Consider the following 21,622-nt stretch of genomic DNA (forward strand, 5'->3'; position numbering starts at 1 on the left):
AGGAAAGAGAAATAGAATAAAATACTATTGTATATAAGAAAGGATAGACCTTATGCTCAAGAAATTACAAAACTTATTATTTGAGGATGATGATGAATTTGTAGAAGACAACACTGAAGCGGAACAAGTTTCAGCTTCTGCTCCAGTTAAACCTGCTGTACAACCGCAAGTAACTCCTGTAGAGGAGACAGCACAAATTCCAGTTAAGCCCGAGCCGGTTTCTGAGATTCCACCAGTACCAACAATTCCTGTTGAACCAGCACCTGTAAAGACATCCTCAGTATTTTTAGATAATGAACCTAAGAAGTCAACTATGATTAATCTTGATGATGAGGATAGCAAACCAGTAGAAAAGAAGCCAGCTGTTAAGTCTGAAGTAAAACGTGAAGAGGTTAAGCCTTCTAAGGAATACCGTTTTAATCCGGTTATCAGTCCTATTTTCGGTATTGATGAAAAAGATATGGATGCTGTAAAGACAACTACTTCTAAACTTACTGAGAAGGAAAAGGCTAAGTTTGAAAAGAATGTTACACCAATTCTTTCACCTATGTATGGCATCGCTGTTGAAAAGCCAGTTAAGCCAGTTGTGAAGGTTGAAGAATCTGTTATGACTGAGACAGTGAAGAAGAGTGAGCCTGTAAAGATTCCATCACCAACAATTGAGGATGAGATTCCAGAATTCTCATTGGATGATATTCTCAGCACTCGTGATCAAGAACCAAAGCAGGAAGAGGATGATTTGTTTGGTTCAACAGCAACTTCTGAATTTGATTTTGGTAATGATGACCAATTATTCCCAAATCTAAGCTTTGGTGATTTGGAAAAAGAAACTGCTGAAGATAGCACAACGATTATCTCTCGTTCAAGTTTGAACGATCATAGTTCACATAAATAGTTAATCAAAACGGTCGTTAATGTTTGAAAGAGATTCGCTTTCGATGTCGACCGTTTATTTTTTGGAGGTCTTATGGAAAGATATACATTAGATTTTAATAAGCCAGTACATATCTTCTTTATTGGTATTGGTGGTATCAGTATGAGTGGTCTTGCAAAAGTGTTGGCAGATCGTGGTTTTCAGGTAAGTGGATCTGATAACCATGAAACAGAACTAACGAAGATGCTAGAACAACATGGTGCGAAAGTATTCTACGGTGGTCAAAAGGCGGAGAATATTACAGATGATATTGATGTAGTTGTATACACAGCTGCGATTCATCCAGATAATCCTGAATATGTGTCAAGCGTAGAAAAGAAAATTCCTATGATGACACGTGCAGAACTACTTGGCGAACTTATGGAAAACTACAAGCACAGTATCGCTGTCAGTGGTACACATGGTAAGACTACTACAACATCTATGTTGAGCTATATCTTGATGGCAGCTAATACAGATCCAACAATTAGTCTTGGTGGTATGCTTGCACATATTGGTGGCAATATTCGTGTCGGAAGAGGACAAACATTCTTAACGGAAGCTTGTGAATACACAAATAGTTTCTTAGAGCTTAAACCACTTGTTGGAATCATCTTAAACGTTGAAGCAGATCACTTAGACTTCTTTAAGGATTTAGATGATATTCGTTTATCGTTTAGAAGGTTTGCATCTGGCATCAAAGAGGGTGGAACACTCGTTATCAATCATAGTATTCAAGATAAAGAATATATTATTGGTGATTTTAAAGGTACAGTCATTACTTTTGGCGAAGATGGTGATATGCATGCAAGGAATATTGCATATGATGCATTAGGAAACCCTGGCTTTGAGGTATATTACAAGGATGAAAAACTGGGTGATGTACAACTACTCGTTCCAGGTAAGCATAATGTAGATAATGCATTGGCTGCGATTGCGACTGCATATAGCATCGGTATTGATTTTACTGCAATTAAACAAGGTCTAGTAAGCTATAGTGGTGTTGATCGTCGGTTCCAATATAAAGGTAAGTGTAATGGTGCAACAATCATCGATGACTATGCACATCATCCCCAGGAAATTGAAGCAACACTCAATGCCGCAAAACATTACCCACATAAAAAGTTGTATGTTGTATTCCAACCACATACGTATTCACGCACAATTGCGTTATTACCGGAATTCGCAAAGGCATTAGAGAATGCGGATGTCGTAATACTTGCGGAAATCTACGCAGCCCGTGAAGTGAATACAACAGGTGTTAGTGCAGAAGATATCTCGAAGTTAATGAATCAAAGTAAAGTAACATCATTCTACTTACCAACTTTTGAGGAAATTGTAGATTATCTACGTAGCCATCTTGAAGAAGGTGACCTATGTATTACCATGGGTGCTGGGAATGTCACAGATATTGGACCAAAATTAGTGAAATAACATTTAGCCGGTTGGATAAAACCAATCGGTTTTTGTTTTGTTGATGATAATCGTCAAACATCATATAATGAACATAAATAAAAGTAATACCATCCTTAGATTGCATTCATTCTCACTTAATATAGGAGGATTTATGAAATATAAAGTCTTTGAGTATGCAGGATATATCTGTATTTTAGTGTCTTATATCATTGCGACTTTAGCCCAGAGGGCAGAAGGTGTTTTTGTGGTGATTGGATTAGTTGCTTCATTAGGATTGTTGTTAGGTTCTATTATTTGCTATGTGTTATATCGCAAATATAATCCAAATAAAACTACGATATTCAAAAATAAAGCGGAACTTTTGATTCTTGTAATTCCTTTCATAATTGTGATTTTAGTACTGATATCGCTACGTAAATAATGAATCTAGTTTTATGTAGATAATTGCATCAAATACTTCAAATATAGTACTAAAAATAGAAATATCTGATTTATTAGTATTTTTTCGAAAGCGCATTCTATTATTGAAAACTTTTTCATAAATGACTATAATGTTGGAAAGAGGTAATCAATATGGATCAATTGATACAGGATTTACAAATCGTATGTACACAACTATTACCAATCATAGGAGCGGTAGTTTTGGTCTTTTTGTGTATCCTATTACGAAAGGTGTGGCAGACAGTCGATGTTTTAAGGAAAACAATCGAAGGTTTGGATCCTACACTACGTTTAGTAGATAAGAGTATCGAGAAGGTTCAAGCACCGCTAGATACTGTTGCCAAATACAGCAAAACCTTTGATAAGGTTCATGACAAGACATCTGCTGCGATTGGCAAGATGACAGATTTTGCAAATGATAAGTTAGATTCTTTAAAAGAAACAATCAAAACTGGTGTAAATCCAGAGGATGATCTTCCTGCTCAAGTTCAGGAAGTTGAAAAGGAGACTACAAATGGCTGATGAATTAAAGAAAGATGAAAAATCTACATTCAACGAGTTTGATGACAGCACTGAGCCTATTGAATCAATTCAAAAGACTGTTGAGGATCTCAAACGTAAAATTCAAGAATTAAGTACGGAAGAAGAAGGAAAGACTACAACTGAAGAAACTTCTGAAAAGGAAGATGAACAGTTTAAGATTCCTGATTTTATTGCACCGCATGCGGAAACATTACAGCAGATGAAAGATACAACTGTTAAGACTTTTAATACGGTCAAAGAGGAAGTTGTCGATAAGACAAAGAAGGCGGCGTCTGTCGTAAAGGAAAAGGCAGAAAAGCTCAATGAAAACGAAGATATTCGTAAAACATTAGATTATATTAAAAAGAATGCAACTAAGGCTTATGATACAGCGATGATTAAACTTGATGAGATTAAGCAAGAACCTAAAGTGAAGGAAGTATCTGATAAAGCAAGCGATGCTTATCAACAAGCCAAGGATTATATCGTACCTAAGACAAAAGAAATCACAAATGTTATCAAGGATACAACGCAAAAGACAATTACAAAGGTAAATGATTTTGTAAATCGTCCAGATGTGCAGGATACGATACAAAAAGTGAAGGATACTACAAAAAAAGCTGTAGATAAGAGTATTGAAACAGTAAGAAATATGATTCATTCAAAGGATGAGAAGTAGGAGGTATACGATGAAACGAGTAACAATCTACGATGTCGCTAAAGAAGCTGGCGTTTCGCTGGCTACTGTTTCCCGTGTAATCAACGGTTCAAACGTTGTAAAAGCACCTACAAAGGAACGTGTTGAAGCTGCTGTTGAAAAGTTAGGTTATAAACCAAATGCGATTGCACAGGGTCTTGCGTTACAGAAGTCTACTTCTATCGGTTTGGTAGTTCCTGAAGCTAGTTTTACTTATACTGGTCAAGTGATTAATGGTTTGATTGATGTAGCTAAGATTTATAACTACAATATCATGTTACATACAATCACAGCTGGTATTACAGATATCAATACTGTGATTGAGGATATTATCAAGTCACATGTGGATGGTGTTGTTATCTTCAACGATAAGCTGGTTGCTGGTGATATGGATGCGCTAAGCAAGTACAATATCCCAATCGTTGTCATTGGTAACAAGATTAATGGTAAGGGTATTAGTAGTGTTTATGTCGATATCAAGAAGGCTGTCTTTGAACTTGTTTCGAAGTTCTTAGAAGAGGGTAAAGATAATATTGGTATTTTAGAAGACCGTAAGAATCCACAGCAGTATGAGAAGATGGTTACTGGTGCAAAGAAAGCATATGAAGCTCGTGGTAAGAAGTTTACTGGAGCAATCTCTATTCCTTCTGATGCACGTACATCTTATGCATTCTTATCGAAGTGGATGAAAGACCATCGTTATGATGTTGTTATTGCAAATAGAGATTCCCAATGCTTCGCATTGTTAAACGCAAGTAGAGAAAATAATATTTCTATTCCGGACGAAATGGAAGTTGTATGTGTGCTTGATACGAAGTATAATTCCATGGTACGTCCACAGATTTCTAGTTTCTCCATTCCTTCCTATGACTTAGGCGCTGTTTCTATGCGTGTCATGACAAAGTTATTACAGAACGAAGAAGAAAGTCACGAAGAAAAGGGCGAAAGCATTGAATTAAGTTATCTGTTTACTCCAAGACAGACAACAAAGAACTAAAAGCGTTGAATAGAATGAGTAGTCACATGTATGCATGTGTAGAGAGATTCCGGTTGGTGAAAGGAATTTTGTATTGGTGATGAATACATCTAGGAGCTGTTTATCTCAAAAGGTAAACCGTTACTCTGCGTTAAAGAGAAATGAGTGTACGATGATTCGTAAACTAAGGTGGTACCGCGCTGAGGCGTCCTTAGAAATATGGGCGTCTTTTATTATGGCGCTAGGAAAGGATTAGTATATGAATTTTATTGAAGAATTACAGTGGCGTGGCTTAGTCAAAGATTGCACAGACAAGGAAGGACTAGGTGAACAGCTTAAGAATCCAACAACGATTTATTGTGGATTTGATCCAACAGCAGATTCTCTCCATGTAGGACACTTACAACAAATCCTATTATTACGTCGTTACCAGTTACAAGGACATCAACCAATCGCATTATGCGGTGGCTTTACAGGTATGATTGGTGATCCACGTCCTACAACGGAAAGAAAGCTTTTAACACATGAAGAAGTACTTCATAATGCTGAATGCATCCGTGAACAGCTTGCTAAGTTTTTATCCTTTGAAGGCTCTAACGCAGCTATTATGGAAAACAATAATAACTGGCTGGGTGAGATGCATTTATTGGACTTCTTACGTGACTATGGTAAGTTATTTAACATCTCTTACATGTTACAGAAGGATACAATCAAGAAGAGATTAGATTCTGGCATTTCTTATACAGAATTTAGTTATACGATCTTACAGTCTATCGACTGGTATAACTTATTTAAGAAGTACAACTGTCAGATTCAAATTGGTGGTTCTGACCAATGGGGTAACTTAACTTCTGGTATGGAGCTTATTCGTAAGATGGAGGGTGATAATGCGAAGGTATTTGGTATTACTTCACCATTAATTACAAAGAGTGATGGTTCTAAGTTTGGTAAATCAGAAGGTAAGAATATCTGGTTAGATCCAGCTCGTACAAATGCGTATGAATTCTACCAGTTCTGGTTGAATACACCAGATGCAGATATCGTAGACTACCTTAAGAGACTTAGCTTCCATACACCAGAAGAAATCATGGGTTATGAAGAATCTCTCAAGAACGCACCTGAAAAGCGTGAAGGACAGAAGGTACTAGCAGCAGAACTAACGGAACTTGTTCATGGTAAAGATGGATTAAAGAAGGCACTACGTATCACTGAGACATTCTTCAAGGGTGATATTATGACTTTATCTCCAGAGGAGATGAAGGAAGGTTTAGCAGATGCAAAGAAGGCAGCTGTAGAAGATGGTGTGACTTTGATTGATGCGCTTGTTACGGCAGAAGTATGCAAGTCTAAATCAGAAGCACGTAAGTTAATTGAACAGGGTTCTGTATCAGTTAATGGCAATAAGGTCACAGATATTCAGGCTGTATTACATCAGTCAGAAGCTATCAACCAAGAATTCTCTATCCTTAAAAAAGGGAAAAAGAATTACTTTGTATTAACATTCTAGTGCATACGGATAGTCAAAAGGCTATCCGTTTTTATAACTGTTCTATGGTATAATTACAGGCGAGGTATTTGTATGTATAGATGTTTATTGGTCATTGCAATCTGTATCTGCATGTTATCTGGCTGTGCTAAAAAAGACACAGAAACAAATGCGGCCATGGAATTATATGAGAGTTATTATACAGAAGTTTTAAATACAAAAAACTATCGTGAATCTAGTGATTATTTTTCAATCAGTACTGAGATGACACAGTTATCTGATGGTACATATCGCTATTATGTGATTATAGATAATCCTAAGACAGAGATGTATCATTGCCGTATTTTTGCGGTGGAAAATGATATTGCGTTTGCGGATAATGACAAGATGATGCCATCATTAGGTATTTTTGATACGGATGTATCACTTGTACCAAATCAAGTAGATAAATCAAAAGGTTTGATGAAGGGACTTGTTATCAGTGGGGAAAGTTCTAAAGACCACGTCGATTTGAAGCTTGTTGTGGAATGGCGTGATCAAGACAACAAACAAGTTATCAAACAATACATACAAAAAGAGTTAAAATATGAGAAGTAAGAGGAGTTGGATACATGAAAGAAACAAATACAATTAAAAAATCGTTTATTGCCAGTTCCTTAACGACTTCTGCGGGCATCTTTATTACAAAGCTAATCGGTTTGTTCTATATCGTCCCATTTAAAGCAATTGTCGGACAGCAGGATATGATTTATTATTCTGCAGCGTTTGATTATTATACGATTCTGTTACAGATCTGTAGTGCGGGTATCCCGTTTGCCTTAGCAGCACTAGTCGCAAAGTATCTTTCTAAAAATGACTATAAGACAGTTATACTAGTACGTATCTTAGCGACGAGTTTATTGATGGTTTCTGGTTTTGCGATGGCTGTATTATTCATTGGCTTTTCAGGACCACTGGCAGCTCGCGCATTAGGTGGTATATCATATTCTGCTAATGAACTTGCGGCGATGCAGAACTCATTTGTCATTCTTGCGATGGCCTTATTCCTTGTATCTGTTTTGTATAGCTATCGTGGATATTATCAAGGTGCCAAGGAAATGCAGCAATATTCCCTATCACAAGTCATTGAACAATTTGTACGTGTAGGTTTCTTACTTGGTGCAGGTTGGTTTGTTGTGTACATTCTACATCTTCCAAAGATTGTTTATATCTATACAGCGGTAGGCGGGACTGGTGTCGGCGCGATGGTAGCCTTACTACAGTTTATGAACTTTGACCGTAAACACTTTAGGGATGTACAGCAAAAGGCTAAACGACAGTCTACAAACTCCGTCGCAATCAAAGAGCTTATTCGTGAGTTTGTAATGTATGTGATTCCGTTCTTGTTAAGTTCTATCTTGGCAAATTCACAGGTACTTGTGAATACAAATTTCTTTGTGTCTGTGATGGAAGGCTTGGGGATGCAACATAGTCAAGCAACGATGCTGTTGAGTATTATCCAGACAAACTGTGATAAATTAACATCGATTCCACAGGTAATTGGGAATGGTTTTGCGGCTGGTGCCGTCCCATTTATCACTGTTTCTTTGGTTCATGCGGATTGGAAGGGACTACGTAAGTCTCTTGAAGATTGTCTTGGCACAGTATTCTATATTGTGATTCCAGTCTGTGTATCAATGGCTGCTTTATCAGGTCCAATCTATTACATCATGTATGGTGCTAAGGAGTTGGAATATGGACAAGTAGCGTTATTCTGGTCCAGTATCTTAGCGTTTGGCACAACTGTTACACCCGTATTATTATCAATCTTATTGTCTCTTAAGATGAGAAGACATACTTTGATTTACTTCTTAATCGGCTTCTTGGTAAAGGTTGTAACGTTCTATCCATGTTGTTATTTATTTGGCTATTCAGGCGCAATCATCTCCAGTATTCTTTGCGAGATTACCTTCATCGCGCTCAGTATCTATAAAATTCAAAAGACATATCCAGTACGTGTGAAGAATATGATCATTCGCTTGCTGAAGATTATTATCTGTTGTTTTGCGATGAATGGTATCTATGTTATTGTACGTTGGATTGGCATTGATCCTACGCAGTATCCTCGCTTACTTGCGATTGTATTAGTCGGTATGATCGGAAGCTTGGGAATGGGCGTATACTTTGCTAGTAGCGAATTATTCCGCTTACCAAAATCGATCTTCCATCGAGATTTACGTGGAATGTTCAATCGCATTCTTCGTCGAGGTGCGTAAATGTTGCGGCTAGATCGTATCCTAGCAAATGCGCGTGTTGGAAGCCGCAGTGAAGTCAAGAAACTAGTTAAAGAAAAACGTGTACGTGTCAATGGCGAAATCGCAAAGTCGTCTGACATGCGTGTTGATGAAAATACAGCAGAAATTTTTGTGGACGATATACCAGTCACTTATGAGAAATATGTGTATTACATGTTAAACAAACCGGCTGGTTATATCAGTGCTACCGAAGGTAAAAACTGTCCTACAGTTTTAGATTTAATCACAGAAGACTATAAAGGTATGTTTCCATGTGGACGATTGGATAAGGATACCGAAGGCTTACTCATGATTACCAATGATGGTCCTTTGGCACATGAACTGTTATCACCGAAGAAACATGTCGAAAAAGAGTATTACGTTGAACATACACTACCGCTAACAGAAGAGGATATCGCTAAGATTGAATCTGGTGTTACATACAATGGTGTAAGTTATAAACCGGCAGTATATAAAAAAATCTCTGATACTTCTTGTACTCTGACTATTCAAGAGGGGAAGTATCATGAGATTAAATTCATATTTAATTCAGTTGGTGATAAAGTTGTCTATCTAAAACGTCTTCGTATGAAGAATCTTGTTTTAGATGAAACTTTAAAACCGGGTGAATATAGACCTCTTACAAAGGAGGAATTAGAAGATCTTAGATCAATTGCACGTTAACAGTCTTTGGTAATTGCCAGATGCCTGTACGTGCATATTCATTTAAGAAGTCAACGACTTGGTCGGTGATAGAGTTTGGTGTAGAAGAACCACTTGTAATTGCGATTCTCTTATGATTGTCAATCATGGCAGGTGTTAAATCTAAAACGCTATCGATGAGATAGGACTCTTGGATACCTGCATGCTTAGCAATATGCGCAAGTTGATTGGAGTTATTGGAACGCGCATCTCCAACAACAATCAATAAATCAATATCCTGTAGTTGCAGTACCGCTTCTTGGCGCTTGCTAGTGGCGTTACAGATTTCCTTTGCGACCGTTGCGTCAGGGAATATTCCTTTGCAATGTGCAATGATTTCGGCTGTATCTAGCATAGAAAGCGTTGTCTGATTGGTTATGAGAATATTTTTGAGCGATAACTTCTTTAGTTCATCTACATCTTCAATGGATGTTACAAGATGAATCTTATCAGAGATACCAACAGTTCCTTCAGATTCAGGATGATTCTTCTTACCGATGTAGATGATATCACCAATAGTACTATGTTCCTTGACAAGGTTATGTGTGCGGATGACATCTGGACAAGTCGCATCTACACAGGTAAGTCCCTTTGCTTTGGCAGCAGCGATTACATCGTCACTAACACCATGAGCAGTAAAGATAACGATACCGTTTGGAATCTCTTCTAAAAGTTCCATACGGGTCTTATTTTTATCCTCAACAAAGTGAATGCCTAACTTGCGGCAAGCATCAACTACAAATTGATTATGCACAATCATGCCTAACATGGTAACAGGGATATCTGGGTTTTCCTTGACTGTTTTCTTGGCAATGAGAATTGCACGAACAACACCTTGGCAATACCCTCTAGGGATGACTTTTATGATTTCCATAGCAGAGTCCTTTCAAACCGTAAATAAAATCGGTTATACTAATTATAGGTGATAAAATGAAGAAATTTGAAGATTTTAATCTAAAAGATACAACAATGGCCTTTATTGAGAAGAACCATTTCAAACAACCAACACCAATCCAAGAACAGGTGATTCCATCTGCTTTACGTGGCAAGGATGTGATTGGTCTTTCTAGTACAGGCTCTGGTAAGACACATGCATACTTAATTCCAATTATGGAGAAGGTAGACCCTAATAAGGATGAAGCACAGGTGATTATTACTGCACCAACACGTGAACTTGCAACACAGATTTATGAGATGGCGAAAGTTATGACAGAAGTTATTCCTGAACTTCGTGTACGTTTATACGTTGGTGGACGTGAGAGAAGTAAGGACGTTGAGCAACTTGAAAAGTCTCAACCACATATCGTTGTCGGGACACCAGGTAGAATTAAGGACTTATTCCTAAATGGTGGTACTTTGCGTATTGATAAAGCAATCATGCTTGTGGTGGATGAAGCAGATATGACACTTGAGTATGGATTCTTAGATGAAATTGATGCCTTTGCAGGAAGGCTGGGTGACCATTTACAGATGCTTGCATTCTCAGCAACAATGCCAGACCAGTTAAAGCCATTTATCAATAAGTACATGCATCATCCAATCACATATCAGATTGGTGAGAAAGTACGCTTTAATCCAGATATTAAGCATGTGTTGGTACCTTGTTATCATCATAGCTATGCAGAGACGATTTTATCAATCTTGCCTGGCTTTCAACCATATGTATGTTTAATCTTTGCTAATACACGTCAAGAAGCTTCTGCAATTGCGGAAGAACTTCGCAAGAACAAAGTATCTGTCAGTGAAATTCATGGTGATTTAACAAGTCGCAAGAGAAAGCAAGCGATGAAGAGTATTTCCAATGCGGAACATACATACGTCGTTGCGACTGACTTAGCTGCACGTGGTATTGATATTGGAGAAGTAACACATATTATTTCTTGTGGGTTCCCAGAAGACTTAGAATACTATATTCATCGTGCAGGAAGAACAGGTAGAGCAGGTTCTAAAGGTACATGCTATGCCTTGTATCAAGAAAGTGATGATCAAGCAATTCGTTCCTTACAAAAGCGTGGTATTAAGTTTGAGCATGCCCGTCATCGTACTAGTGGTTGGCAGACACTACATCCATACGGACAAAGACGTCTTAAGACGGATGATGAACTAGAAAAGAAGATTGCTATGATTATGACGAAGAAGAGTACAAAGGTAAAACCAGGCTATAAGAAGAAACGTGCAGCTGCCATTGATCGCGTACATCGTCAGAAGAAACGTGAAATGATTCGTAGCAAGATTCGTGAAGAGAAAAAGGCTATGTATAAAGAACGTGCAAGAAAAGATAGAGAAGGACTTTCATAAGTTCTTCTTTTTTAGATATATTTATAAAACTATTACAAAATATTTTTAAATAGAGTTGATATTTGCCTGTGGCAGATCTATAATCTATTTAAAGAAATACTTAAATAGATTGAGAGGTGATGGAATGGCAATCAAAGATATTTTAACGGCACTTGCAGATGACAATCGTAGGAATATCTTAATGAAATTAAAGGAAGGTAAGATTAATTCTGGAGATTTAGCTGAACAGTTAGGGATGTCTCCACAAGCACTATCGTATCATCTAGCAAAGCTGAAAAAAGCCGATTTGATTTACGAAACAAAGTATAAGAATTTTATCTACTATGAATTAAACTTATCTATTTTAGATGAAGCAGTAATGTGGATTTCTGACTTGAAGGGAGAAAAAAATGAAGAATAAAAAACTATATTACATACTTATGTTTTTGCCTTTAGTAGCTAGTGTAATCGCATTACAGTTTCTACCTGATGTGATACCAGCTCACTATAATATCGATAACGTAGTTGATCGCTGGGGAAGCAAATATGAAATCTTGATATTGCCAGTTGTAACGATTGCGTTTGGATTCTTTTCATTAGCGATGGGTAGAATTGCCCAGAAACAAGAACCACAAGGAAACAATAACGAGAAGAGTAGTTTACTAGTAGGTAACTGTGTTTTACTTATCTTTAACTTACTTTGTGGATTTATGATTTATTCAAGTTTGCATAAGGTTGAGAAATTAGAGTTTGCGTCATTTACATTTGTACAAATCTCATTTATTATCATTGGAATTTTCTTAATTGTAATCAGTAATCTCATGCCTAAAGTCAAAAGAAATAGTGTATTAGGCTTTCGGACAAAACAGACTATGAAGAATGATGAGATTTGGAAAAAATGTCAACGATTTTCAGGTTTTACAGGTGTAATGACAGGCTTTGTGATTGTGGTAATTAGCTTTCTTTTTAACAATATAACATTGATTATTTCTGCTTTGATTATCACATTCTTAAAAATAGGAATTGATATTGCCTATAGTTATAAAGTTGATTGTTAAAATTCTTCTTAAAAAGAACAGTACAATTGAGGTGACCCCTAAAAGTTAGACTTTTTACGAGATGACTTTGGTCATCTCTTTTTTTATGAAGCTAGAAGATGTTGTCTGTATTGAACAGGACTCATCCATCCTAACTTTTCTTTTATTCGTTGCTCATTGTAATAATTAATAAATCTTTCTATTTTTAGCTTCAGTTCATCGAAACTATAGTACATGACTCCATAGTATATTTCTTGTTTAATCAGTCCAAAGAAATTTTCCATAACTGAGTTATCAAGGCAGTTTCCTTTTCGAGACATACTCTGGAAGATTCTTTCTTCTTTTAATCTACGTGTATAAGCGTTCATCTGATATGCCCATCCTTGATCAGAATGAAATGTTCTTCTATATGGGCAGTCTGTAGTGATTGTAATAGCTTTCTCCAAGGCATTCATCACGTTTTCTGCAGAAGGTCTCTTACCAATTTCGTAACTAAGTATCTCACCACTACACATATCCATAAATGGATCTAGATAAAGCTTATGTATTGTCATATGCCCCTTTGTATCGACTTCATAATACTTGAATTCAGTTGTATCTGTTGTTATTTTCTGATGCGGTATATGTGTCTTGAAGCGTCTGTGAATTCTATTAGGCGCAACTCTTCCAACTGTTCCTCTATAAGAACTGTATTTTCTGCTTTTGCGAGTATAAGACGTTACCTGTAAGTGAAGCTTTTGTATGATTCTCTGTACTTTCTTTTTGTTAATGATATATCCATGGTTGCGAAGTTCTCCAACGATTCTACGGTAGCCATAATCCTTATTATTTGCACGAATTTCTTGTATGTTTTCTTCAATCTCTTTATCAGGATTTTCTCTATCAAATCTCTTTTGCCAATACATATATGTCGCTTTTGACATTCCGGTATATAAGAGAAGGTCTTTTAGCTTGAACTTTTGTCGGAGACTGTTGATGACGAGTGCCGTTCTCTCATTCTTTCTTCGTCCTCTAAACGCAGCCTCCTCAGTTCTTTTAAAAATGCATTCTCTATTCTTAACCGAAGAAGTTCATCTTCTAATTTCTTTATATGTTCTACACTTGTATTAACAGAAGCTTCTTCCATGAGTTTGTTTTGAGTCTTTCTATCTGTCTTATCCATAGCTTTCCTTCGACCCTTTCGGCGTGATTTTAACGCATCAGGACCTGCTATACGAAAGCGATTAACCCAGTTGCCAATCGTAGCTGGGTTCTTAATGCCATTCTGTATAGCTAACTCTTGATATGTGATTTCACTTGTTAAATACAACTCTACAATAGAAAGTTTCATTTCGAAAGAATAAACTTCATTTTCTCGTGAGCGCAATAAACCATCATTTCCAAATGCTTTATAGTTTTTCACCCATTTGTGTAGCTGGGATTTAGAGCCTAATCCATATTTTTTAGAAAGATATAGAATTCCTCCTTTACCATTCAAATATTCTAAAACTATTTTTTTCTTGAATTCAAAACTGTGTTTTGTCATAAAAATACCGACCTCCATTCGTTAGATTCTTGGTCTAACTTTTGGGGGTCGGTACAATGTACCGTTCTTTTTAGATAATAAAAATCGATCGAAGTCGATTTAGTAGTGACGCGTACGGGATTCGAACCCGTGAATGCCGCCTTGAGAGGGCGGTGTGTTAAGCCGCTTCACCAACGCGCCGTTATTGAAGCTTGCTAATAGATTATACTAAATGAGAATCGATACTTCAATAAAAAGTTTTGGAAAATGCTTGTTGGAAGGGATGCGTAATCAATAGATATATATGATATACTAACTAATGCAAATATGTTTGTGTAAAGGAGTAGTTCTATGTGTGGAATAGTAGGATTTGTAGATAAAAAAACACAGAGTGAAAAAGCAGTGATTATTAAGGACATGATGGATGCGATTATTCACCGTGGCCCAAATAGTGCTGGTCAATATATTGATGACGACGTGGCTTTGGGCTTTCGTCGTTTGAGTATCATCGACTTAGAAGGTGGTAGTCAGCCATTATATAACGAAGAAAAGACAAAAGTTTTAACTTTCAATGGTGAGATTTATAACTATCAGTCTATTCGTAAGGAACTTGTTGAAAAGGGTTATCATTTTAAGACAAATACAGACTCTGAAGTTTTGATTCATGGTTACCAAGAGTATGGTGTAGCACTTTTACAAAAGTTACGTGGTATGTTCGCCTTTGTTATCTGGGACACAGAGAAGAAGGAGTTATTTGGTGCTCGTGACCATTTTGGTATTAAGCCATTCTATTACTACAACACGGATGAAGTATTTATGTATGGTTCTGAAATTAAGTCTTTCTTACATCATCCATCCTTTAAAAAGGAGTTAAATAAGGAAGCTCTAAAACCATACTTAACATTCCAATATCCTGCAATCAAAGAGTGTTTCTTTAAGAATGTATATCGTTTACCAGAAGGACATTATTTCATCTTTAAGGATGATAAGTTAGATATTCAACAGTATTGGGACTTACATCAAGAAGAAAAGGATATGACCCTAGAAGAGGCTGTAAACTTCATCGATGAAACAGTACAGGAGTCTGTCGCTACGCATAAGATTGCGGATGTAGAAGTAGGTTCGTTCTTATCCTCTGGTGTAGACTCTAGTTTGGTTGCGTCTATCTTGAAGCCTGCGAAGACTTACTCTGTTGGTTTTGGAACATCGTACAATGAGTCTACAGAAGCAAAGGCTTTAACGGATATTTTAGGATTACACAATACGTCTCGTACATTAACTGGTGAAGAGGCATTCCAATACTTCCCACAGATTCAATATTACTTAGATGAACCAGATTCAAACCCATCAGTAGTTCCGCTGTTCTTCTTATCGGAACTTGCTGCACGTGATGTGAAGGTTGTTATGAGTGGAGAGGGTGCAGATGAATTATTTGCTGGTTATATTGATTATGGTTGGCATTCTAACTCTATGACCGTACGTAAACTTGGCGAAGCTCTAAAGAAGTTATCCCAAAGCAAGCGTCATAAGTTATCAGAGCACTTAAAGAAATTACCAAACTTCCCTGGTAAGTTACATTTATTAAAGGCTGTACAACCAGCTGAAGAATACTTCATTGGTCAAGCACTTGTATTTACAGAAGAGGAAGCAACAGCAATTGTAAAGCCTGAATATCGTAAGTCACCGTCTGTGAAAGATATCGTGATGGATAAGTATGCAAAAGTTAAGAACTTATCTGAAATCAAAAAGATGCAGTACTTAGATATGCACCAATGGATGCCTGGAGATATCTTGTTAAAGGCTGATAAGATGTCTATGGCACACTCACTTGAGTTACGTGTTCCATTATTAGATAAAAAAATGATGGAATGTGCTGAGGTGATTCCTACAAAGTATTTATTCAATGAACACAATACGAAGTATGCTTTCCGCCAAGCTGCGTTCCGTCATATTCCTAAGGAGTGGGCAGCACGTCCTAAGCTTGGTTTCCCAGTTCCTATTAAGGACTGGTTACGTACAGAGAAGTTCTATCAGATTGTACGTGCAGAATTATCAAAGGACTTCGTTGGAGAATTCTTTGATCAAAAGGCAGTGTTACAACTATTAGACGACAATTTCCAAGGTAAGGTGGACGCTCGTCGTAAGATTTGGACACTCTATACATTTATCACTTGGTATGATGTATACTTCATCCAAGGTGGCAACAAACCTCAAGTTGCTTAGTCGACGCAGATGCGTCGATTTTTAAAAGGAGATATGCATGCAGGTTTTTCAAAAGAAAAATATAAAGTGGGTCATTGTACTTATTTGTATCAGTATCTTCGTATATTTGATGCAAGCAGTATGGGGGAGTCGGGTATTACCAATTGATACTTCTGGTTATGGCTTCATGTCAAAACACTTTATATCTAATTCACTAACACCAGTGATGAGATTGATTACACAGTTTGGTGGTACAATCTTGATGATTGTATGGGCTCTTGCATCATTGGTGCTGATCAAAAATAAAAGAATCGCTATCAGTGTCGTATCAAACTTAGTATTAATTGCATTGTTAAATAACATACTAAAATTGATAGTACGACGTGCCCGTCCAACTGGATTTCGTTTGATTGCGGAAACAGGGTACAGTTTTCCATCAGGGCATTCCATGGTAAGTATGGCATTCTATGGATATTTGATTTATCTGATTTATAAAAATGTTAGAAATAAGAAGCTACGTTGGACTTTAATTACATGTTTTAGCCTATTGATTTTAATTATTGGTATGAGTCGTATTTATCTTGGAGTTCATTATACATCTGATGTGTTTGCGGGATTCTTATTTTCACTTGGATACTTAGTTATCTATACTAAATTGACTGATCCAATTGTATTTCTAAAGAAATAAGTAAAAACAGAGAAGCTATTTTTGGCTTCTCTGCTCTTCTATAATCTTTTCGATTTCTTCAATCAATGCTTGTTTAATTTCTGCTTGCGGTACTGTACGGATAACTTTTCCTTTCCGAAAGAGAATGCCTGACTTTGAACCACCTGCAATACCAATATCAGCACGGCTAGCTTCTTGCATACCATTAACAGGACAGCCCATGACTGCGACTGTGATATTTGCCTTGATACTGTGGAGATAATCCTCCATCTCTTTGACAAGCGGAATCATGTCATACTGGATTCTTCCACATGTAGGACATGCGACTAAATCAGGTACATCTTTAATCAAACGGAAACTACGTAGTAATGCTTTTCCGATGATCAATTCATCCTTTGGAGGACCTGATACGGAGATACGAATTGTATCACCAATTCCTTCATGTAAGAGTACACCTAATGCGGCAGAAGATTTTACGGCAGAATCCGCAAAACCGCCAGCTTCTGTAACGCCTAAATGAAGAGGATAGTTAAATGTCTTTGCGGCGAGTTCATACGCATCAATGGTAAGTTCTACATTAGAAGATTTAAATGATAAACAGATATCATAGAAATCCATACTCTCAAGAATATCGACGTGACGCTTAGCACTTTCGACAAGAGCTTCTGCACATGGACCGCCGTATTTCTCTAAGAGTTCTCTTTCTAAAGAACCCGCATTGATACCAATACGAATTGGTACATGCTTTTCTTTACATTTGGCAACGACGGCTTCTGTATTCTTGCGTGATCCAATATTACCAGGATTGATACGGATTGCATCAATGCCGCTATCTAGACAGATGAGGGCAAGTAAATAGTTAAAGTGTATATCTGCGATTAGAGGAATGTTGATGCGAGCTTTGATTGCTGGAATAGCACGAGCATCTTCTTCATCTAATACTGCTGTTCTGACAAGTTCACAGCCATTTGCGGCTAATTCATTGATTTGTGCGACTGAGTGCTCCACATCCTTTGCAGGAACATTTGTCATGGATTGTAAAACACATTTATTTTGGCCACCAATCTGGACATTTCCTACAAATATAGCACGTGTTTCAGTACGTTTCATTATTTCGTCTCCTTTATGAGTACTATTATCCCACGATTATAAAATTTTATCGAGTTTTTCATCTCGCTCAATTTTCAACGAAAGTTCCTTTTCAACGAAAGTTCCCCATTTTTAGGGCTAAAGAGAAGAAACATTTTACTGTAATAGTGTACTTATAAGATATTTTGTGATATTGAATATGTATAGACAGGCGATTTGGGCATACGAAAGCTCGGCTTTCAATGATGGTTTAAATTTTTTCTCATCGAAAGTTCCTTTTTGTAGGTTAGGGATATGTGCCAAATCGGCTAGTGGATGATAGGTGTAAGCTTAACTTGTTTGATGTTGAGGTGAGTCAACTTGTTAAGACTTAACACCTTTTTGTTTAGTGATAGAGCGGCGATATCGATAGGTGAATTGTAGTTTAAGGATCTACGAGGATAATTGTTTACCATGTCAGACACATAGTTGATGTCCTTCTGGGTCAATGCATTCATACTCTTTCCCTTTGGAACACATTCTCTAAAGTGTTCATGGTTCTTCTCACATTTACCTTTCTGATCACTTCTTCCGGCCTTGCAGTAGTAGATGGATATTAGTTTTTCTCCTGTATATGCATCGGTCTCTAGACTTAGAGGATCGTGGAACTCAGAGCCATTGTCAGTAAGAATGATTGGAAAGGTCATAGAAAATAGTTCAGGTCCCAGTACATCCTTGATGATTTCGAATGCACGCTGGACAGCCAACATGCTTTTTTCCTTTAACAGAAAATATAACTGTAGATTCGATCTTGTATGCAGGAGTGAAAGGACACATTTCTCTTCATCGCCTTGCTTGCCGAGTATTGTATCCATTTGCCATATATTGATGGAAACATCTTCATTCTCGATACGTTCGAGATAGTCTTCATATCTTCTGCCTTCAAGCCAATCATAGTTGATTGGTATCACGACATGTTTGCTGGAAGAGCGTGTTTTATATTTGACCTGACGCTTGAGGTCTACATTGATGATGGCGCCCATATGACGAAAATGAATATAACGATATGCGGTAGATACTGATATGTCCAACTGATTGTTGTGTATGATGATGTCTGGTGAAAGGTTCTGTTTGACGCCTTTCTCAAAGGCATCGACAATCATCTTCATTTGTGCTTCTGATTTCTTTGGTCCTTCCTTCCAACTACTGACATTGTCATCCCTCTGTTTTTGGGCAACATCGGCCATATAGAATACCTTTGGCAACTTGCAGGTTTTGGCATCTGGGCAATTGTTGCAGACATAGGGGAAACGAGATGTATGTTTGCATATTGGTGAAGAGATGAAATCGGAACATAGATCATTGCAGTTATCATGTTTACAGAACTTACAACGACCTTGTAGACAGTGAGTACATAACCTTGTGCGATTACATTGATTTTGTCTACCACACTTATTATGAGTATTGGCACGGACGACAATTCTAAGATGGTGTGTTATCTCATAGCGAATGGCCTTGGGACTCCTGTTAAGAGTAAGGGCAATCATCTTGAGCGTGATGTTAGGATCAGACAACAGATTTTGAATAATGAGTCGTTCGTCAAAAGAAAGCTGTTTGTATGTGCTAGTCATAAAATATTCCTCCTTTTCTCCACTTTCCTGGCACATATCCCTTGTGCCATTATCATAAAAGGGAACTTTCACTAAGAAAATAGTGCAAAGAGGAACTTTTAAAAATAATTGAGGGTTTTTCATCTCTTAAAATCATAAAGCACTTGGAATTGATTTATGAATATGATATACTCATCATGCAAAATCTTAGGAGGATTATTAACAATGGCAAGAGAGAATGTAATCTTGGTATGCACAGAATGTGGTGAAGAAAACTACATCACTACAAGAAATAAGCGTAAGCACCCAGAAAAGTTGGAAGTTAAGAAGTACTGTCCGCGTTTACGCAAAATGACATTGCATAAGGAGAAGAAATAACCTTTGTTGGTTATTTTTTTATATTTTGTATGAGATTAGATATATTACCAATTGGACAGTTTGAAGAGAATTCCTACGTACTTCATGATAATGGTCATGTTCTCTTTATTGATCCAGGAAGATATTATAAGAAGATTATGGAATATGTTGGTAAGGATGAAGTCGTTGATGGTATTGTTTTAACACATGGACATTCTGACCATACAGGAGCTGTGGATGATTTATGTGATGTATACAATTGTCCAGTATATATGGATTATCATGATTTACCACTTATATTACCAAGCAATGCTGGCCATTATGGATATAGTGCACCCGTATATGCATCAATTCATGATTTAAATGAGAAACAGGTTAAGATTGGAACATTTTCTTTAGAAATTCATCATACACCTGGGCATACGGATGGTAGTATTTGCGTTCGATATAAGAATATTCTTTTTACTGGGGATACGTTATTTGCGTCTAGCTGTGGTAGAACGGATTTATATTCAGGTAGTGATGAGAAGATGCGTCTTACATTAGAATATCTCAAGACACTTCCACATGATTTACAAATCTATCCAGGACATGGGCCAGCTAGTACGATAGGAATAGAAGTTCGCAATAATCCATATATGATTTCTTACTTTTAAGAATTTATCAAAGTTGTTTTGTCTTAATTTCGTGTAGAATAGAAGCGAGGTAGTAATATGAAGAAATTTTTGATTGGTTTATGTTTGAGTTCGGTATTACTAGCAGGTTGTCATCAAGAGAAGTCAACCTACGTAGCGAAGGAAGATAAGATTGCGATTTCTACAACTGATTTTAAGGATGAAGATGCCCAAAAATTGGTAGAGTCTGTTTTAAAGAAACAGTATCCGCAATATGAATGTACTATAACTCAGACAATCATTAAGGGAAATAATGTCTATGGTATTTATACATATCAGAAAAATGGACGTACAATGACCCAACAGGTATCTTTATATACGGTTTCCGTCAATAAGAATAATCACAATGATATTATCTACTTGCAGAGTTCCTTTGGTGCAGTTGATCATCGTATCACACAGATGATTGAGGAGAAGACAATTCCTACTGATAATACGGTTGAAAAACCAAAGGATGAAAAAGAAAAGGAATTTGATCTGCCAACAACAGTCGATGATCCAGATTCTGCCACAAGTAAACAAGCAACTGAGATTCAAAATTCTGGTGGACTTTATATTGTGCGTTTCTATCTAAATGCAGGAAGTCTTAGAATCTATGGTAAGCATACAGGTCAAGGAACCTTTGTGGCGAAACTATATGATCTAGAACAGAATATGATTGCAGAGATGGTTAATATTGAGGGATATGGAGAGTATGATCAAACGACACAGACTCCTCCAGGTTACTATTATCTGATTGTACAAAAATCAGATGGAAAATTTGATTTAAGCTATGAATATTGATGTTCGAGAAATCGAAC

General features: G+C 37.0%; 22 protein-coding genes, 1 tRNA gene and 1 other annotated feature. Of the genes, 18 read left to right on the forward strand and 5 right to left on the reverse strand.

The window, feature by feature from the left end; all coding sequences use genetic code 11:
• Positions 1-52 precede the first annotated feature (52 nt).
• From RGT18_RS05880 to RGT18_RS05925, 10 genes are all read left to right on the forward strand, one after another.
• Positions 53-895 carry a hypothetical protein gene (locus RGT18_RS05880; RefSeq protein WP_028077276.1) on the forward strand — a complete coding sequence of 281 codons (843 nt, stop codon included), beginning with the start codon at positions 53-55 and terminating at the stop codon, positions 893-895.
• A gap of 72 nt (positions 896-967) precedes the next feature.
• Complete coding sequence (murC, locus tag RGT18_RS05885) at positions 968-2,347, forward strand: UDP-N-acetylmuramate--L-alanine ligase (protein ID WP_028077277.1); 1,380 nt, start codon at positions 968-970, stop codon at positions 2,345-2,347.
• A gap of 133 nt (positions 2,348-2,480) precedes the next feature.
• Positions 2,481-2,750, forward strand: coding sequence for a hypothetical protein (locus RGT18_RS05890; RefSeq protein ID WP_028077278.1), 270 nt, complete (start codon positions 2,481-2,483; stop codon positions 2,748-2,750).
• Between the two features lie 152 nt (positions 2,751-2,902).
• Positions 2,903-3,292, forward strand: coding sequence for a hypothetical protein (locus RGT18_RS05895; protein ID WP_028077279.1), 390 nt, complete (start codon positions 2,903-2,905; stop codon positions 3,290-3,292).
• Complete coding sequence (locus RGT18_RS05900; protein WP_028077280.1) at positions 3,285-3,971, forward strand: hypothetical protein; 687 nt, start codon at positions 3,285-3,287, stop codon at positions 3,969-3,971. Before RGT18_RS05895 ends, RGT18_RS05900 begins: the two co-directional genes overlap by 8 nt.
• A gap of 10 nt (positions 3,972-3,981) precedes the next feature.
• On the forward strand, positions 3,982-4,986 hold the full coding sequence (locus tag RGT18_RS05905) for a LacI family DNA-binding transcriptional regulator (RefSeq protein WP_006525458.1): 1,005 nt from the start codon (positions 3,982-3,984) through the stop codon (positions 4,984-4,986).
• Positions 4,983-5,181 (forward strand) — a binding site (T-box leader). It overlaps the preceding gene by 4 nt.
• A gap of 43 nt (positions 5,182-5,224) precedes the next feature.
• A complete protein-coding gene (gene tyrS / locus RGT18_RS05910) occupies positions 5,225-6,472 on the forward strand; it encodes a tyrosine--tRNA ligase (protein ID WP_028077281.1) in 1,248 nt (415 codons plus the stop codon).
• A gap of 72 nt (positions 6,473-6,544) precedes the next feature.
• Positions 6,545-7,048 (forward strand): hypothetical protein, encoded by a 504-nt coding sequence (locus RGT18_RS05915; protein ID WP_028077282.1) that lies wholly within the window; start codon positions 6,545-6,547, stop codon positions 7,046-7,048.
• A 14-nt stretch (positions 7,049-7,062) separates the two neighbouring features.
• Positions 7,063-8,706 (forward strand): oligosaccharide flippase family protein, encoded by a 1,644-nt coding sequence (locus RGT18_RS05920; protein ID WP_028077283.1) that lies wholly within the window; start codon positions 7,063-7,065, stop codon positions 8,704-8,706.
• The gene (locus tag RGT18_RS05925; RefSeq protein WP_006525462.1) at positions 8,707-9,408 is read left to right on the forward strand and encodes a pseudouridine synthase; all 702 of its coding nucleotides are present in this window, start codon (positions 8,707-8,709) and stop codon (positions 9,406-9,408) included. It begins immediately after the preceding gene.
• On the opposite strand, the gene ispH is transcribed toward RGT18_RS05925, so the two are convergent.
• A complete protein-coding gene (ispH, locus tag RGT18_RS05930; protein ID WP_028077284.1) occupies positions 9,389-10,300 on the reverse strand; it encodes a 4-hydroxy-3-methylbut-2-enyl diphosphate reductase in 912 nt (303 codons plus the stop codon). The genes RGT18_RS05925 and ispH overlap by 20 nt on opposite strands.
• A gap of 56 nt (positions 10,301-10,356) precedes the next feature.
• Between ispH and RGT18_RS05935 the strand changes: the two genes are divergently transcribed.
• From RGT18_RS05935 to RGT18_RS05945, 3 genes are all read left to right on the forward strand, one after another.
• On the forward strand, positions 10,357-11,724 hold the full coding sequence (locus tag RGT18_RS05935; RefSeq protein ID WP_028077285.1) for a DEAD/DEAH box helicase: 1,368 nt from the start codon (positions 10,357-10,359) through the stop codon (positions 11,722-11,724).
• Positions 11,725-11,848: 124 nt separating this feature from the next.
• Positions 11,849-12,124 carry a metalloregulator ArsR/SmtB family transcription factor gene (locus RGT18_RS05940; RefSeq protein ID WP_028077286.1) on the forward strand — a complete coding sequence of 92 codons (276 nt, stop codon included), beginning with the start codon at positions 11,849-11,851 and terminating at the stop codon, positions 12,122-12,124.
• Positions 12,114-12,761 carry a DUF1648 domain-containing protein gene (locus RGT18_RS05945; RefSeq protein WP_028077287.1) on the forward strand — a complete coding sequence of 216 codons (648 nt, stop codon included), beginning with the start codon at positions 12,114-12,116 and terminating at the stop codon, positions 12,759-12,761. Before RGT18_RS05940 ends, RGT18_RS05945 begins: the two co-directional genes overlap by 11 nt.
• An 83-nt stretch (positions 12,762-12,844) precedes the next feature.
• Here RGT18_RS05945 and RGT18_RS05950 read toward each other — a convergent pair.
• Positions 12,845-14,265 (reverse strand): IS3 family transposase gene (locus RGT18_RS05950; RefSeq protein ID WP_338175568.1). Its coding sequence is split into 2 segments (ribosomal slippage): positions 12,845-13,779 and positions 13,779-14,265, totalling 1,422 coding nucleotides; the frame shifts between segments, so codons are not numbered across the junction.
• 106 nt (positions 14,266-14,371) lie between these two features.
• Positions 14,372-14,445: transfer RNA gene (locus RGT18_RS05955), tRNA-Glu, on the reverse strand.
• A gap of 150 nt (positions 14,446-14,595) precedes the next feature.
• On the opposite strand from RGT18_RS05955, the gene asnB reads away from it, so the two are divergent.
• Both asnB and RGT18_RS05965 read left to right on the forward strand, forming a co-directional pair.
• Complete coding sequence (gene asnB, locus RGT18_RS05960) at positions 14,596-16,467, forward strand: asparagine synthase (glutamine-hydrolyzing) (protein WP_028078860.1); 1,872 nt, start codon at positions 14,596-14,598, stop codon at positions 16,465-16,467.
• Positions 16,468-16,504: 37 nt separating this feature from the next.
• Positions 16,505-17,134 carry a phosphatase PAP2 family protein gene (locus RGT18_RS05965; RefSeq protein WP_006525468.1) on the forward strand — a complete coding sequence of 210 codons (630 nt, stop codon included), beginning with the start codon at positions 16,505-16,507 and terminating at the stop codon, positions 17,132-17,134.
• A 15-nt stretch (positions 17,135-17,149) separates the two neighbouring features.
• Here RGT18_RS05965 and ispG read toward each other — a convergent pair whose 3' ends face one another.
• Entirely contained in the window at positions 17,150-18,223 is a 1,074-nt protein-coding gene (gene ispG / locus RGT18_RS05970) for a flavodoxin-dependent (E)-4-hydroxy-3-methylbut-2-enyl-diphosphate synthase (RefSeq protein WP_028078859.1), read from the reverse strand.
• A 287-nt stretch (positions 18,224-18,510) separates the two neighbouring features.
• Positions 18,511-19,812: an IS30 family transposase gene (locus tag RGT18_RS05975; RefSeq protein ID WP_338174639.1), complete on the reverse strand. Its 1,302-nt coding sequence runs from the start codon at positions 19,810-19,812 to the stop codon at positions 18,511-18,513.
• A gap of 204 nt (positions 19,813-20,016) precedes the next feature.
• Here RGT18_RS05975 and rpmG point away from each other — a divergent pair, with 204 nt between their 5' ends.
• From rpmG to RGT18_RS05990, 3 genes are read left to right on the forward strand one after another with little or no spacing between them, the layout of a single operon-like run.
• Positions 20,017-20,169, forward strand: coding sequence for a 50S ribosomal protein L33 (gene rpmG, locus RGT18_RS05980; RefSeq protein ID WP_006525470.1), 153 nt, complete (start codon positions 20,017-20,019; stop codon positions 20,167-20,169).
• Positions 20,170-20,198: 29 nt separating this feature from the next.
• Positions 20,199-20,804 carry an MBL fold metallo-hydrolase gene (locus tag RGT18_RS05985; protein ID WP_037404144.1) on the forward strand — a complete coding sequence of 202 codons (606 nt, stop codon included), beginning with the start codon at positions 20,199-20,201 and terminating at the stop codon, positions 20,802-20,804.
• Between the two features lie 57 nt (positions 20,805-20,861).
• Complete coding sequence (locus RGT18_RS05990) at positions 20,862-21,605, forward strand: putative periplasmic lipoprotein (protein WP_028078479.1); 744 nt, start codon at positions 20,862-20,864, stop codon at positions 21,603-21,605.
• Positions 21,606-21,622 lie beyond the last annotated feature (17 nt).

The organism is Solobacterium moorei, assembly GCF_036323475.1.
Taxonomy (GTDB): Bacteria; Bacillota_I; Bacilli_A; order Erysipelotrichales; family Erysipelotrichaceae; genus Bulleidia; species Bulleidia moorei.

What these genes read in the sequence shown, in the direction of transcription:
- RGT18_RS05880 (WP_028077276.1), top strand. Translation starts at nt 53, where the DNA reads ATGCTCAAGAAATTACAAAACTTATTATTTGAGGATGATGATGAATTT.
- murC (WP_028077277.1), top strand. Translation starts at nt 968, where the DNA reads ATGGAAAGATATACATTAGATTTTAATAAGCCAGTACATATCTTCTTT.
- RGT18_RS05890 (WP_028077278.1), top strand. Translation starts at nt 2,481, where the DNA reads ATGAAATATAAAGTCTTTGAGTATGCAGGATATATCTGTATTTTAGTG.
- RGT18_RS05895 (WP_028077279.1), top strand. Translation starts at nt 2,903, where the DNA reads ATGGATCAATTGATACAGGATTTACAAATCGTATGTACACAACTATTA.
- RGT18_RS05900 (WP_028077280.1), top strand. Translation starts at nt 3,285, where the DNA reads ATGGCTGATGAATTAAAGAAAGATGAAAAATCTACATTCAACGAGTTT.
- RGT18_RS05905 (WP_006525458.1), top strand. Translation starts at nt 3,982, where the DNA reads ATGAAACGAGTAACAATCTACGATGTCGCTAAAGAAGCTGGCGTTTCG.
- tyrS (WP_028077281.1), top strand. Translation starts at nt 5,225, where the DNA reads ATGAATTTTATTGAAGAATTACAGTGGCGTGGCTTAGTCAAAGATTGC.
- RGT18_RS05915 (WP_028077282.1), top strand. Translation starts at nt 6,545, where the DNA reads ATGTATAGATGTTTATTGGTCATTGCAATCTGTATCTGCATGTTATCT.
- RGT18_RS05920 (WP_028077283.1), top strand. Translation starts at nt 7,063, where the DNA reads ATGAAAGAAACAAATACAATTAAAAAATCGTTTATTGCCAGTTCCTTA.
- RGT18_RS05925 (WP_006525462.1), top strand. Translation starts at nt 8,707, where the DNA reads ATGTTGCGGCTAGATCGTATCCTAGCAAATGCGCGTGTTGGAAGCCGC.
- ispH (WP_028077284.1), bottom strand. Translation starts at nt 10,300, where the DNA reads ATGGAAATCATAAAAGTCATCCCTAGAGGGTATTGCCAAGGTGTTGTT.
- RGT18_RS05935 (WP_028077285.1), top strand. Translation starts at nt 10,357, where the DNA reads ATGAAGAAATTTGAAGATTTTAATCTAAAAGATACAACAATGGCCTTT.
- RGT18_RS05940 (WP_028077286.1), top strand. Translation starts at nt 11,849, where the DNA reads ATGGCAATCAAAGATATTTTAACGGCACTTGCAGATGACAATCGTAGG.
- RGT18_RS05945 (WP_028077287.1), top strand. Translation starts at nt 12,114, where the DNA reads ATGAAGAATAAAAAACTATATTACATACTTATGTTTTTGCCTTTAGTA.
- asnB (WP_028078860.1), top strand. Translation starts at nt 14,596, where the DNA reads ATGTGTGGAATAGTAGGATTTGTAGATAAAAAAACACAGAGTGAAAAA.
- RGT18_RS05965 (WP_006525468.1), top strand. Translation starts at nt 16,505, where the DNA reads ATGCAGGTTTTTCAAAAGAAAAATATAAAGTGGGTCATTGTACTTATT.
- ispG (WP_028078859.1), bottom strand. Translation starts at nt 18,223, where the DNA reads ATGAAACGTACTGAAACACGTGCTATATTTGTAGGAAATGTCCAGATT.
- RGT18_RS05975 (WP_338174639.1), bottom strand. Translation starts at nt 19,812, where the DNA reads ATGACTAGCACATACAAACAGCTTTCTTTTGACGAACGACTCATTATT.
- rpmG (WP_006525470.1), top strand. Translation starts at nt 20,017, where the DNA reads ATGGCAAGAGAGAATGTAATCTTGGTATGCACAGAATGTGGTGAAGAA.
- RGT18_RS05985 (WP_037404144.1), top strand. Translation starts at nt 20,199, where the DNA reads ATGAGATTAGATATATTACCAATTGGACAGTTTGAAGAGAATTCCTAC.
- RGT18_RS05990 (WP_028078479.1), top strand. Translation starts at nt 20,862, where the DNA reads ATGAAGAAATTTTTGATTGGTTTATGTTTGAGTTCGGTATTACTAGCA.